This window comes from Frigoribacterium sp. ACAM 257 (assembly GCF_007954365.1).
Taxonomy (GTDB): Bacteria; Actinomycetota; Actinomycetes; order Actinomycetales; family Microbacteriaceae; genus Frigoribacterium.
This window is the reverse complement of sequence record NZ_VOLO01000001.1, coordinates 204,063-216,453: the sequence shown is the minus strand read 5'-3', so window position 1 is coordinate 216,453 and position 12,391 is coordinate 204,063. Positions and strand designations below refer to the sequence as shown.

Annotated in this window: 15 protein-coding genes; 8 read left to right on the top strand and 7 right to left on the bottom strand. The window is 71.7% G+C overall.

What is annotated here, in order from left to right; translation table 11 throughout:
- Nucleotides 1-125: 125 nt before the first annotated feature.
- From ES689_RS01020 to ES689_RS01000, 5 genes are all read right to left on the bottom strand, one after another.
- Entirely contained in the window at nt 126-428 is a 303-nt protein-coding gene (locus tag ES689_RS01020) for a Dabb family protein (protein ID WP_146899068.1), read from the bottom strand.
- Nucleotides 425-691, bottom strand: coding sequence for a glutaredoxin family protein (locus ES689_RS01015; RefSeq protein WP_146899064.1), 267 nt, complete (start codon nt 689-691; stop codon nt 425-427). The genes ES689_RS01020 and ES689_RS01015 overlap by 4 nt, the downstream gene beginning before the upstream one ends.
- A gap of 257 nt (nt 692-948) precedes the next feature.
- Entirely contained in the window at nt 949-1,047 is a 99-nt protein-coding gene (locus ES689_RS01010) for a 30S ribosomal protein bS22 (protein WP_003792170.1), read from the bottom strand.
- A gap of 106 nt (nt 1,048-1,153) precedes the next feature.
- Nucleotides 1,154-1,348, bottom strand: coding sequence for a helix-turn-helix domain-containing protein (locus ES689_RS01005; RefSeq protein WP_146899061.1), 195 nt, complete (start codon nt 1,346-1,348; stop codon nt 1,154-1,156).
- A gap of 120 nt (nt 1,349-1,468) precedes the next feature.
- Entirely contained in the window at nt 1,469-1,987 is a 519-nt protein-coding gene (locus ES689_RS01000; RefSeq protein WP_146899058.1) for a helix-turn-helix transcriptional regulator, read from the bottom strand.
- Between the two features lie 34 nt (nt 1,988-2,021).
- Here ES689_RS01000 and ES689_RS00995 point away from each other — a divergent pair, with 34 nt between their 5' ends.
- Both ES689_RS00995 and ES689_RS00990 read left to right on the top strand, forming a co-directional pair.
- Nucleotides 2,022-3,479, top strand: a complete 1,458-nt coding sequence (locus ES689_RS00995; RefSeq protein WP_146899055.1) for a TrkH family potassium uptake protein — start codon at nt 2,022-2,024, stop codon at nt 3,477-3,479.
- A complete protein-coding gene (locus tag ES689_RS00990) occupies nt 3,472-4,143 on the top strand; it encodes a TrkA family potassium uptake protein (RefSeq protein WP_123546732.1) in 672 nt (223 codons plus the stop codon). Before ES689_RS00995 ends, ES689_RS00990 begins: the two co-directional genes overlap by 8 nt.
- A gap of 30 nt (nt 4,144-4,173) precedes the next feature.
- On the opposite strand, the gene proC is transcribed toward ES689_RS00990, so the two are convergent.
- A complete protein-coding gene (proC, locus tag ES689_RS00985; protein ID WP_146899052.1) occupies nt 4,174-5,025 on the bottom strand; it encodes a pyrroline-5-carboxylate reductase in 852 nt (283 codons plus the stop codon).
- A gap of 42 nt (nt 5,026-5,067) precedes the next feature.
- Between proC and ES689_RS00980 the strand changes: the two genes are divergently transcribed.
- Nucleotides 5,068-6,030: a cation diffusion facilitator family transporter gene (locus ES689_RS00980; RefSeq protein ID WP_146899049.1), complete on the top strand. Its 963-nt coding sequence runs from the start codon at nt 5,068-5,070 to the stop codon at nt 6,028-6,030.
- 24 nt (nt 6,031-6,054) lie between these two features.
- Here ES689_RS00980 and ES689_RS00975 read toward each other — a convergent pair whose 3' ends face one another.
- A complete protein-coding gene (locus tag ES689_RS00975; RefSeq protein WP_255515922.1) occupies nt 6,055-6,519 on the bottom strand; it encodes a nucleoside deaminase in 465 nt (154 codons plus the stop codon).
- Between the two features lie 56 nt (nt 6,520-6,575).
- On the opposite strand from ES689_RS00975, the gene upp reads away from it, so the two are divergent.
- The 5 genes from upp (at nt 6,576) to ES689_RS00950 (ending at nt 12,351) form a co-directional block, all read left to right on the top strand.
- The gene (gene upp, locus ES689_RS00970) at nt 6,576-7,208 is read left to right on the top strand and encodes a uracil phosphoribosyltransferase (RefSeq protein WP_146899046.1); all 633 of its coding nucleotides are present in this window, start codon (nt 6,576-6,578) and stop codon (nt 7,206-7,208) included.
- A gap of 489 nt (nt 7,209-7,697) precedes the next feature.
- Nucleotides 7,698-8,486 (top strand): winged helix-turn-helix domain-containing protein, encoded by a 789-nt coding sequence (locus tag ES689_RS00965; protein WP_146899044.1) that lies wholly within the window; start codon nt 7,698-7,700, stop codon nt 8,484-8,486.
- Nucleotides 8,487-8,916: 430 nt separating this feature from the next.
- Nucleotides 8,917-9,444, top strand: a complete 528-nt coding sequence (locus tag ES689_RS00960) for a MarR family winged helix-turn-helix transcriptional regulator (RefSeq protein WP_146899041.1) — start codon at nt 8,917-8,919, stop codon at nt 9,442-9,444.
- Nucleotides 9,441-10,835, top strand: coding sequence for a deoxyribodipyrimidine photo-lyase (locus tag ES689_RS00955; RefSeq protein ID WP_146899038.1), 1,395 nt, complete (start codon nt 9,441-9,443; stop codon nt 10,833-10,835). Before ES689_RS00960 ends, ES689_RS00955 begins: the two co-directional genes overlap by 4 nt.
- A 61-nt stretch (nt 10,836-10,896) precedes the next feature.
- Nucleotides 10,897-12,351: a serine hydrolase gene (locus ES689_RS00950; protein ID WP_146899035.1), complete on the top strand. Its 1,455-nt coding sequence runs from the start codon at nt 10,897-10,899 to the stop codon at nt 12,349-12,351.
- Nucleotides 12,352-12,391: the final 40 nt, after the last annotated feature.

The window sequence follows — 12,391 nt, the reverse complement described above, 5'->3', positions numbered from 1 at the left end:
CTTCCCCTCGTTCAGGAACTTCCTGCCTGATCCCCGCGGGGAGAGGACGAGTGTTCCTGATCCGTGCACTGATCAGGAACGCGGGAGGCGCCCGTCCTGAATCGCGGTGGCTCTCGCGCTGGGCGTCAGGCCTGGTAGTCGATGGCGCCGCGGCCCGTGACGAGCGTGCGGATCTCGGCTGCCGCCTCCTGGTGGGCCGGGTGCACGATGTACGCGTCGAGCCCGGCGGCGTCGTCGAACTCCGCGACGACGGCGACGTCGCCGTTCGTCTCGGGGTAGGCGACGTTGCGGACGACCTCGAGCGAGCGGATCGACTCGACGGTGCCCACGAGGCCCGTGAGCAGCTCGTCGATGCGGGCGGCGGCGTGGTCGCGCGACGTGTCGTCGGTCGCGACGAGGTTCCAGATGACGATGTGCTTGACGGTCATGCGAGGGCCTTCCGGAGGGCGGTGCGGAGGCGCTCGGGCTCGACGCGCCAGATGGTGTGCACGCGGTCGTCGAGCAGGACGACCGGGATCTCCTCCGCGTACTCGGCACGCAGGGCCTCGTCGCCGAGGATGTCCGTCTCGGCGTAGCCGAGGTCGGCCTGTGCGAACTCGGGTTCCGACAGCACGGCCTCGAGGGCGGTGCGCGCCTCGTCGCAGAGGTGGCAGCCGGGCTTCGTCAGCAGGGAGATGCGGGGAACGGGCACGCCCTCGACCCTAGCGCGGCTGTCGCAGCAGGTGCTGGGTCGCGCCGCCGCCTCCTGCGCTGTCGGCACGTGCTGGCCGCAGAACCCGACCTCGGCGCGTCTGACGACCGGATTTCCCGCGTCAGAGGGCCTTTCGGCTGCATGCGGTCGGCATTTGCGGCTGGGACAGGCTCAGGCGACGAGAGGAAGCCGGGAAGATCGGAGGGAAAAGCAAGTGGCCCCCGACCGGAACGGTCGAGGGCCACTTCGTACAACGTCTACTTCTTGTTGCGACGCTGGTGACGAGTCTTGCGAAGCAGCTTGCGGTGCTTCTTCTTCGCCATGCGCTTGCGACGCTTCTTGATGACAGAACCCATAGAGGACCTCACTGATTCATGGATCGGACGACCGGGTCCGAAACAGAACCGCGGAAAAATGCCTCGGGTCAGTGTACTAGGGCGACCCGTGATTGTCGAAAACGGGTCAGCCGACGTCGGCGACGCCGTTCTGCAGCACCGCGGCGACGGCCGACTCGGGCACGCGGAACGACCGGCCGAAGCGGATGGCGGGAAGCTCGCCGGAGTGCACCATCCGGTAGACGGTCATCTTCGAGACGCGCATCATCCCGGCCACCTCGGCGACGGTCAGGAACCTCACGTCCGAGAGATCCTGGGTCACGTCGCCTCCTGGGGCTGTCAGAGCGGACCCGACGACGTCGCCGGGACGAGAGCGACAGGAGGTGCCCCTGTGACTCGTGGTCACTCTAGGGGCGCTCGTGCCGCAGGTGCAACGGTCCGATCAGCGCCCGAGGCGCTTGCGGACCGGGTCGATGACGCGCTCGTCGAGGGCGCTCTGGGCGTCGTGCAGGGCCGAGGAGGCGCGGTGCTGCGCATCGGCGACGGCTCGTCCCAGCCCGCTCGCGACGTCGGTCGCGTCGGGCAGCGACTCGGCGGCCCGGCGGATGGGAGCGGGGACGCTCGCGCCCGCCCAGGCCGCGAACGCGCCCGAGACGGCGTCGGGGCCGCCACCGAGCTCGGCCCCGAGGAACGGGACGAGCCAGTCGTCGACCGTCTCGAGCGGGCCGGTCTCGATCCCGTAGTAGCGGTGCTGCCCCTCCTCGCGCACGTGCACGAGCCCGGCGTCGCGGAGGACCCTCAGGTGCTTCGACACCGTCGGCTGGCTCAGCCCGAGCGCCGACACCATCTCGCCGACGCTGACGTCGCCGGTCCGGGAGTCGGCGGAGACGTGGGCGTCGAGCAGGACCGTGAGGATGTCCCGGCGGGTGCCGTCGGCGATCACGGCGAAGATGTCGGGCATGCAGCCACAGTAACGACGACGGGCCGGATGTACCATGACGGCTGTGACGCGCGCCTCCGTCGCGCCGCGGCGCGGACCCTCCCCCGCCCCGACGAGCGTGTTCCAGCGGCTGTCCGACTGGGTCGACGACATCGGGCGCAAGTCACCGGCGCGCTTCGCGATCCTGATCTTCACCGGCCTGATCCTCGTCTTCACGGTGGTCTTCTCCCTGCCCGTGGCATCGGCCGACCGCACGGTCACCCCTCTCGCCGACTCGCTCTTCACCGCGGTCTCGGTGATCTGCGTCACGGGCCTCGCCACGGTCGACATGGCGACGCATTGGTCCCTCTTCGGCCACGTCGTGATCTTCGTCGGCGTCCAGATCGGCGCGATCGGTGTCCTGACCCTGGCGTCGATCATGGGCCTCGTCGTCTCGCGCAAGCTCGGCCTGCGGGCCAGGCTGATGGCGGCCGGCGACAGCAACCCGCTCCGCGCCCACGCCGGCCCGGTGCCCGAGGGCCAGGCAGTCCGGCTCGGCGAGATCGGCGGCCTCCTGACGACCGTCGCCCTCAGCTCGTTCGTGATCCAGCTCGTCATCGCGCTGCTGATGATCCCGAGGATGCTGATCGACGGGATCCCCCTCGGCGACGCCGTGCTCGACAGCTTCTACTACTCGGCGATGGCGTTCACGAACACCGGCTTCACGCCGAACGCCGACGGACTGGCGGCCTTCGAGAACGACTACTGGTTCCTGAGCCTGATCATGGTCGGGGTGTTCCTCGGCAGCATCGGGTTCCCCGTGATCTACGCCCTGGCCCGCAACCCCCGGAACCCGCGCCGTTGGTCGGTGCACGTCAAACTGACCCTGCTGACCACGGCGATCCTGATCGTCTTCGGCATGGTGCTCTACATCGTCCTCGAGTTCGACAACCCGGAGACCTTCGGCGACATCGAGGCCGGCCCGACCGTGTTCCAGTCGCTGTTCCTCAGCATGATGACGAGGTCGGGCGGCTTCTCGACGATCCAGATCTCCGATCTGAACGGCTCGTCGTTGCTCGTCACCGACATGCTGATGTTCATCGGCGGCGGCTCGGCCTCGACCGCCGGGGGCATCAAGGTGACGACTCTCGCGGTCCTCTTCCTCGCGGCGTTCGCCGAGGCCCGGGGCCAGCGCTCGATGGAGGCCTTCGGCCGTCGCATCCCCAGCGACGTGCTGCGCCTGGCGGTCAGCGTCGTGCTCTGGGGCGCCACGATCGTCGCCGTCTCGAGCATCCTGATCATGCACATCACGAAGGAGCCGCTCGACCACGTGCTCTTCGAGTGCATCTCGGCCTTCGCCACCTCGGGCCTCAGCACCGGGCTCACCGACCGGCTGCCCGACTCGGCGAAGTACATCCTCGCGGTCACCATGTGGATGGGCCGCGTTGGTACAGTGACGCTCTCCGTCGCCCTGGCCGCCAGCCAGCGACGCCAGCTGTTCACGAGAGCCGAGGAGCGACCGATCGTTGGTTGACAGGATCAAGCACGACGCGCCGGTGCTCGTCATCGGCCTCGGCCGTTTCGGCGCTGCGACCGCAGGCCAGCTCGAGCGGCAGGACCGGGACGTCCTCGCCGTCGACACCGACGCCGGGCTCGTGCAGAAGTGGGCCGACCGGGTGACGCACGCCGTCCAGGCCGACGCCCGCAGCATCGACGCGCTCAAGCAGATCGGCGCCCAGGACTTCTCGATCGCCGTCGTCGCCGTGGGCTCGTCGATCGAGGCCAGCGTCCTCATCACAGCCAACCTGGTCGACCTCAAGGTGCCCCAGATCTGGGCCAAGGCGATCAGCCAGTCGCACGGCAAGATCCTGGCCCGCATCGGGGCGAACCACGTCATCTACCCCGAGCGCGAGGCTGGCGAGCGCGTCGCGCACCTCGTCTCGGGCCGGATGCTCGACTACATCGAGTTCGACGACGCCTTCGCGATCGTCAAGATGTACCCGCCGAAGCCGGTGCGGGGCGCCTCCCTGGCGGCGTCCAACATCCGCACGAAATACGGCGTCACGGTCGTGGGCGTGAAGAGCCCGGGAGGCGCCTTCAAGGAGGCGACGCCCGAGACGGTCATCAGCAACCACGACCTCATCATCGTGTCGGGCGACAGCCGGACCATCGAGAAGTTCGCGGCGCTCGAGGGCTGACCCCCGCCGCGGCGGCGCGGTCGGGCAGCGTCAGCGGCCCTCGGCGATCTCGCGGTTGCGGGCGAGGGCGGCCTGGGCCGCCCGGCCGAAGAGCTCGGCGAGTCCGCCCTGCTCGAGCACGGCGACGGCCCGCTCGGTGGTGCCGCCGGGGCTGGTGACGCGCCTGCGGAGCTCGGCGGGCGCCTCCTCGGCGGGTGCCAGATCGCTCACGGCGAGCAGCTCGCTCGCTCCGCGGAAGGTGCCCTGCACCATCGTGGCCGCCTGGGCGGGCGTGAAGCCCAGGCCGACCGCCGCCTCCTGCAGGGCCTCGACCAGCAGGTACACGTAGGCGGGGCCCGAGCCGGAGATCGTGCTGAGCGCGTCGATCTGCGACTCGGGCACCACGACCACGTCGCCGACGACCTCGAAGAGCCGCTGCGCGAGGGCGAGGTCGTCGTCGGACGAGCGCGAGCCGGCGCTCAGGCCGGTGACGCCGAGACCGACGTGCGACGGCGTGTTCGGCATCGAGCGGACGACCACGACCGACGAGGGCAGCGCCGCCTCCATCGTGGCCGTCGTGACGCCCGCGGCGAGGCTGACGACGACGGCGTCGGGCTCGAGGTCAGGGGCGATCTCGGTCAGCAGGTCGACCACCATGTACGGCTTGACGCCGATCAGCACGAGGCGGGCGCCTCGCACCGCGGCCGCGTTGGCGGCCGGGTCGGTCTCGGTGGCCAGGGAGGTGACGCCCTGCTCTCGGAGCGGCCCCGCCTTCGCCTCGGTGCGGTTCGTGACGCGGATGCCGCCCTCGACGACGACGTCGGGACCGAGCAGGCCCGCGAGGACGGCACCGCCCATCGAGCCGGCTCCGAGAACTGCGGTGGCGGGGAGTGTCGTGACCATCGGGCCATCCTAAGATCGACCCCAGACACGAGGGGACTCCACATGAGCACGTCCGGCGGCAACAAGGCGATCTTCGCGGCGCTCGGCGCCAACCTCGGGATCGCGGTGACGAAGTTCGTCGCCTGGTTCTTCTCCGGGTCGTCGTCGATGCTCGCCGAGGGCGTGCACTCCCTGGCCGACTCGGGCAACCAGCTGCTGCTGCTGCTCGGCGGCAAGCAGGCCCGCAAGGCCGCCGACGCGGAGCACCCCTTCGGCTACGGGCGCGAGCGCTACGTGTACGCCTTCGTCGTCTCGATCATCCTGTTCAGCGTCGGCGGCGTCTTCTCGCTCTACGAGGGCGTCGAGAAGCTGCGCGAGCCGCACCCCCTCGACGTGCCCTGGCTGCCCGTCCTCGTGCTCGCCATCTCCCTCGGCCTCGAGAGCTTCTCGCTGCGCACCGCGATCAAGGAGGCGCGCCCCGCGAAGGGCGCGCAGAGCTGGCCCGCGTTCATCCGCAGGGCCAAGGCGCCCGAGCTGCCCGTCGTGCTGCTCGAGGACGCGGCGGCGCTGCTCGGCCTCAGCTTCGCGATGATCGGCGTCGTCCTCACCTGGATCACCGGGAACGGCGTCTTCGACGCGATCGGGACGCTCGCCATCGGCCTGCTGCTCGTGGCCGTCGCGGTCGTGCTCGGCATCGAGACGAAGAGCCTGCTCGTCGGCGAGGGCGCCTCGGCCGGCGACGTCGAGGCGATCCGCGCCGCGATCACCGCCGGGCCCGAGGTCGAGCAGATCGTGCACATGAAGACCCTCTACCTCGGCCCCGACGAGCTGCTCGTCGCCGTCAAGGTCGCGATGGACGGGCGCACGGCGCTGCGCGACGTGTCCGCGGCCATCGACGTCGTCGAGGCCCGGGTCCGCGAGGCCGTGCCCGTCGCCCGGGTCATCTACATCGAGCCGGACGTGTGGCACGAGCCGGACCGTGTCGATCCGCCCACCGACGCGATCGTGATCAAGGCCGCCGACTAGCGGCTGCGCCCGTCGGCGCGACTGCTAGCGGCGCTCGGCGAAGAAGGCGTCGAGCTGGGCCCGGCACTCGGCCTCGCGCACGCCGGCGAAGACCTCGGCGCGGTGCGGCAGCCTGCGGTCGCGGAGGATGTCGTAGACGCTCCCCGCACCTCCTGCCTTGTCGTCCCACGCCCCGTAGACCACCCGCGGCACCCGCGCGGCGAGGATCGCGCCTGCGCACATCGGGCACGGCTCGAGCGTGACGACGAGCGTCGTGCCGGTGAGGTGCCAGTCGCCCGTGTGCCGGGCGGCTGCGCGCAGGGCGAGGACCTCGGCGTGCGCCGTCGGGTCCTGCAGCAGCTCGCGCTCGTTGCGGCCGGTGCCGATCACCCGACCGGAGGCGTCCAGCACGACCGCGCCCACGGGCACGTCGTCGGACACGCGGCAGCCCTCGGCCTGGGCGAGCGCATCGCCCATCCACGCCTCGAGCTGCGACGGGACGAGGGGCACGGCGACGCTCCAGGGACGGGACTCGCGGGCCGGTCGACTCCGCTACCGTGGAGCCTATGCGAGTGCACGTAGCGGACCACCCCCTCATCACCCACAAGCTGACCGTGCTCCGCGACAAGAACACGCCGTCGCCGACCTTCAGGGCCCTGACCGAAGAGCTCGTCACGCTGCTCGCCTACGAGGCGACCCGTGACGTGCGGACGTCGCCCGTCGACATCGAGACGCCGGTCGGCCCGGCCACCGGCCTCGAGATCAGCCAGCCGCGCCCGCTCGTCGTGCCGATCCTGCGCGCCGGCCTCGGCATGCTCGAGGGCATGACCAAGCTCGTCCCGACCGCCGAGGTCGGGTTCCTCGGCATGGTCCGCGACGAGGAGACGCTGCAGCCGACCACGTACGCCGAGCGCCTGCCCGACGACCTGTCGAACCGCCAGTGCTTCGTGCTCGACCCGATGCTCGCCACGGGCGGCTCGCTCATCGCCGCGATCGACTACCTGCTCGACCGCGGCGCCGTCGACGTCACCGCCGTCTGCATCCTCGCCGCCCCCGAGGGCCTCGCCGCCGTCGAGGCCGCCATGGAGGGGCGTGACGTGCACGTCATCCTGGGCGCCGTCGACGAGAAGCTCGACGAGAACGGCTACATCGTCCCCGGCCTCGGCGACGCGGGCGACCGCCTCTACGGCCTCGCCTGAGCGACCCGGCCCCGCCCTGTTCGACCCGAGCGCCCGATCCGGCCACGTCCTCGCGACGGGTGCACGGATCGGGCGCTCCGTCGTGTCGCCTTGACACGAGCGACGGCCCTGGCCGAGAATCGGCCCATGACTTCCCACGTGTTCGCTCCGACCTCCCTCGAGGCCTTCGGGAGCGCCGGCATCATGATGTCGATGCACGCGGTCATGTGTCGAATGTGTGCCTGACCCGGCCACACACCTCGCCGAGTCGCAGCTGCTGACACCGCCAGCTGAGCTCGCGTCCCCACCCGGACGTCGAGTCATCGACTCCCGGACGTTCCGCGTCGTCACCCGACGCGCGTCTGGACGGTGCACCGCACCGACTGCTCGTGACGCACGGCACCATCGCCGGCGGGATCGAGCACCGTCACACGTCGAGCGCGACGCTCCCGCCACCGGCAGACGCCGGGCGACGAGCCGTCCCGCCCTCCCGCAAGGAACCCGCCTGTCATGTCCCTCATCCTCGACCGCCCCGTCACCGCCGCCCGCACCGTCTCGCCCGCCCGCACCTCCTCGGCCACGTCTCCCCTGACTCGTGCGCCAGCTGCCGCACCTGCGCCCGACTCCGCTCTCGCATCTGCACCCGCGACCGCCGAGCCGGCGGCGCCTCGGCCCCGCGCCCTGCCCGAGGGCACCGAGGCCCGCGGCTTCGCCCTGTACGTCGGCATCGACGAGGTAACTGCCGCCCAGACCGGCGCCGAGCTCGGCGACATCGTCGCGCAGATCAAGGCCCTCGTCGCCCAGATCGCGCCCGCCGCGGAGACGCACGCCGCCGTCGCCATCGCCCCCACCGGCGCCGGGGGACGCGACGTCGACGTCGTCCGGCTCGCCCTGCAGGACCCGTCGGCGGTCGCCGCTCGTCGTCAGGCCGCCGAGGTGGCCGAGGAGCCCGGCGCCCGCGGGGGCGTGGTCGTGGACATCTCGCGCAAGCGCGTCCTGCTCGACGGCGAGGCCGCGAACCTCACGTACAAGGAGTTCGAGCTGCTGCAGTACCTCGTGCTCCGAGAGGGCCGCACCATCGAGCGGTCCGAGCTGATCAGCGGCCTCTGGGCCGACGGAGACGGCGACGACGAGGTGCCCAACGAGCGCACCATCGACGTCCACGTGCGTCGCCTGCGCTCGAAGCTCGGCGCGTTCGAGGACGTCGTCCGCACCGTTCGCGGCGCCGGCTACCGCTTCGACCGGCACGCCGACGTCTCGATCCGGCACGCGTCGACGCCCTCGCCCGACCTCTTCTAGGCGGCCCTGCCCCGTCGTCAGATCGGGGTACACAACGGGGTACGCACGCACCCGTCGGCGCTAGCGGAGAGTTCCCAGGAAAATAACGTTTCGATAACTGGACGACCGTTACCTGGTCGTTATATCGTGAGCGGGTCGAGGTCGTTTGCTGTGGCGGCCGAGGCAGGATGTGATTGCAGGACAACTCTGGTGCAAGGGAATGAGGGCCGGTCGCTCAGCGACCGGCCCTCTGTCGTTCCCGGACGCCTGCGCGATGCGGACCCGCCCTCGACGAGATGCGAGGCGCGAGATGCGAGGCGCGAGATGCGAGGCGCGAGGCGCGGCAGGGGACGGGTCGTCGGGGAGGCGGCACGAGGCGTCGGGGCCGCGTCGGCCCCGTGTCGGCGGTGTTCCCTAGACTCTCGAGAGGACCGAGAGCGCGAGGAGCAGCATGAGCGAGACAGCGGTGGCCGTGGGCGCCTGGGAGTCGCTCTTCCGGGCGCAGGTCACGGTGATGCGTGAGCTGAACGCCCAGTTCCCGACCGACGAGATCTCGTTCAACGAGTACGACGTCCTCTTCAACCTGTCCAACCAGCCCGGCCGCAGGGCCCGCATCCGCGACCTGACCCGCCACCTCCTTCTGACGCAGCCGAGCATCAGCCGCCTCGTCGACCGTCTCGCCTCGCGCGGCATCGTCGAGAAGCACAGCGACCCGGGCGACGGTCGAGGCATCATCGTCTCGATGACCGACCAGGGGTCGGCGCTCTACCGCCGCACCGCGGTGAGCCACGCGGCGGCGATCGCGCGGCGGGTGGGCGGCAGCCTCGACCACGACGAGCTCGTCGCCCTCACCGACCTGTGCACCCGGCTGCGCGTCGGGTCGACCGACGGCGAGCTGACGACCGACGGCGAGGGCACCTCCCCCGCGCCGCGGACCGACGACGCCGCCCCTGCGGCCAGGACGGACAGCACCGCGTGAGCACCGCCTCCTCGACCACCAGCCCGACGATCGTCTGGCTGCGCGACGATCTCCGCATCGCGGACAACCCGGCACTGGACGCCGCCGTGGCGCGCGGAGGGCCAGTCGTCGTGCTCTACCTGCTCGACGAGCAGTCGCCCGGCATCCGGCCCCTCGGCGGCGCCGCGCGCTGGTGGCTGCACCACAGCCTCACGTCGCTCGACCGCGACCTGCGCGAGCTCGGCGCCGCGCTGACGCTGCGCCGGGGCGAAGCCGCGACGGAGGTCCCGGCGCTCGTCGCCGAGGTCGGCGCCGGTGCCGTGTCCTGGAACCGCCGCTACGGCCTCGCCGCCCGAGAGGTCGACGCGGCCCTGAAGACGGCGCTGCACGAGGGCGGTGTCGACGCCCACAGCTTCCAGGGCTCGTTGATGTTCGAGCCGTGGACGGTGCAGACCGGCTCGGGCGAGCCGTTCAAGGTCTTCACCCCGTTCTGGCGCGCCTGCCTCAGCCGGCCCGAGCCCCGTGAGCCGCTCGCCGCGCCCGAGCACCTGACGGCGCCGGACGTGCTCCCTGCCAGCGACGACCTCGACTCCTGGCAGCTGCTGCCCACGCATCCCGACTGGGCCACCGGCCTCCGCGAGACGTGGACGCCGGGCGAGGCCGCCGCCCTCGACGTCCTCGAGGAGTTCGCGACGGGGCACCTCGCCGACTACGACCAGCGCGACTTCCCCTCACAGGAGGCGACGAGTCGTCTGTCGCCGCGCCTCCGCTGGGGCGAGGTCAGCCCGTTCCAGGTCTGGCACCGCATGCAGGCCGACCTGCCCGCCGCCTCGCGCGAGCAGGCGCAGGGGTTCCTCCGCGAGCTGGTCTGGCGCGAGTTCAACCACACGGTGCTGTTCGCGAACCCGCACCTCGCGACGAAGAACTACCGGCCCGAGTTCGACGCGTTCCCGTGGGAGGAGCTTCCCGAGGCCGATCTCGACCGCTGGCGGCACGGGACCACGGGCGTCCCCCTCGTCGACGCGGGCATGCGGCAGCTCTGGACGACGGGCTGGATGCACAACCGCGTGCGCATGGTGACCGCGAGCTTCCTGGTCAAGAACCTGCTGGTCGACTGGCGCGTCGGCGAGCAGTGGTTCTGGGACACCCTGGTCGACGCCGACGAGGCGAACAACCCCGCGAACTGGCAGTGGACTGCTGGCTCCGGCGCCGACGCGGCCCCGTACTTCCGGGTGTTCAACCCCGAGCTGCAGGCCAGCAAGTTCGACGGGCACCGCGGCTACGTGCGCGAGTGGGTGCCCGAGGTCGACGGCGACGACTACCCCGAGCCGATGGTCGACCTCAAGCAGTCCCGACGCGAGGCACTCGACGCCTACGAGAGGATGCGGCGCACCCCGCCGCCCGGCTCGTGACATTCCCCTGCCCCCGGCGTGATCACGACGCGACGCGCCCCTCCTGCCGACGAGAGGCAGCATGACCAGCCCGCACCGCACCTCCGGCGTGGACACCGTGTTCGACGCCCGTCAGTCAGACGGCAAGGCGCCGAGCTCCGTCTTCGCGACCTTCGACCACGACGGCGTGACCCACCACGGCAGCCGCGGCACGCTCGACGGCACGCCCTCGGGAACCGTGCCCGGCCCGCACACGGCCTATCGCATCGCGTCGTGCACGAAGAGCTTCACCGCCGTCGCGCTGCTGGCGCTCCGCGACGAGGGGCGGCTGGTGCTCGACGCGCCTGTCACGGACTTCGTGCCCGCGTTCGCCGACGTCGTGCTGCCGACCCCGGACTCGCCCGTGCCGACCGTGCGCATGCTGATGACCATGTCGGGCGGCCTGCCCACCGACGACCCCTGGGGCGACCGGCAGGAGTCGATCACCGACGACGATCTCGACGGCCTGCTGCGCGGCGGCCTCCGCTTCGACAGCGTGCCGGGCACGGCGTTCGCGTACTCGAACCTGGGCTGGGCCCTGCTCGGCCGCGTCGTGTCCGCCGTGACCGGCCGCCCGTACCGCGAGGTCGTCGAGCGCACGGTGCTCGGGCCCCTCGGGCTGACGTCGACGGGCTTCACGAGCGATGTCGACGCCTCCGGCGGCCTCGCCGTGGGCCATCGCCGTGGCGACGACGGCTGGGAGCCGCTGCCCTTCTCGGGCCCCGGCGCCTTCTCCCCGATCGGCGGCCTGTTCAGCACGACCACCGACCTCGCCCGTTGGGCCCGCTGGCTCGCGTCGGCGTTCGACGCCGAGGGCCGCGGCGACGTCGACGGGGTGCTCAGCCGCGCCTCCCGGCGCGAGATGCAGCAGCTGCAGCGGTTCGTGCCCGGCCTCGGGGCACATCCCTCCGGCTACGGCTTCGGCCTCGTCGTCGAGCACTACCCCGACCTCGGCACGGTCGTCTCGCACAGCGGCGGCTACCCCGGCTTCTCGGCCCACATGCGCTGGCAGACCGCGACCGGGCTCGGCGTCGTCGGGTTCGAGAACGCGACGTACGCCCAGGTGTCCGTCCCCGTGGGGCTCGCGCTCGACGGCATGATGGCCGGCGCCGAGGAGGCGCGGGTCGTCGTGACGCCGTGGCCCGAGACGCTCGCGGCGGCGGCAGCCGTCGAGGCCGTCGTGCGCGGGGCCGAGGTGCCGGCCGGTCTCCTCAGCGAGAACGTCGAGCTCGACGTGCCCCTCGAGCGACGGCGGCGACTCTGGGCGGAGGCGGTCGACTCGCTGGGCGGGCTCGGGAGCGAGCCGGACGCGCCGATCGGCGCCTCCTCGATCGTGCGCGACGAGCCCGACGTCCCCGCCGCCTCCTCGTCCGTTCCCTCTCACCGGGTGTGGCACCTGCCCGCCCGGCGCGGATCGTTGCGCATCGAGATCCGGCTGACGCCGGAGGGCCGGCCGCGAGTGCAGACGATCGGCGTGCGGGCTGTCCCGGCCCGCTGAGGTCGAAGCGGACGCCCGCGCCCGCGCCGGCGCAGGCGCA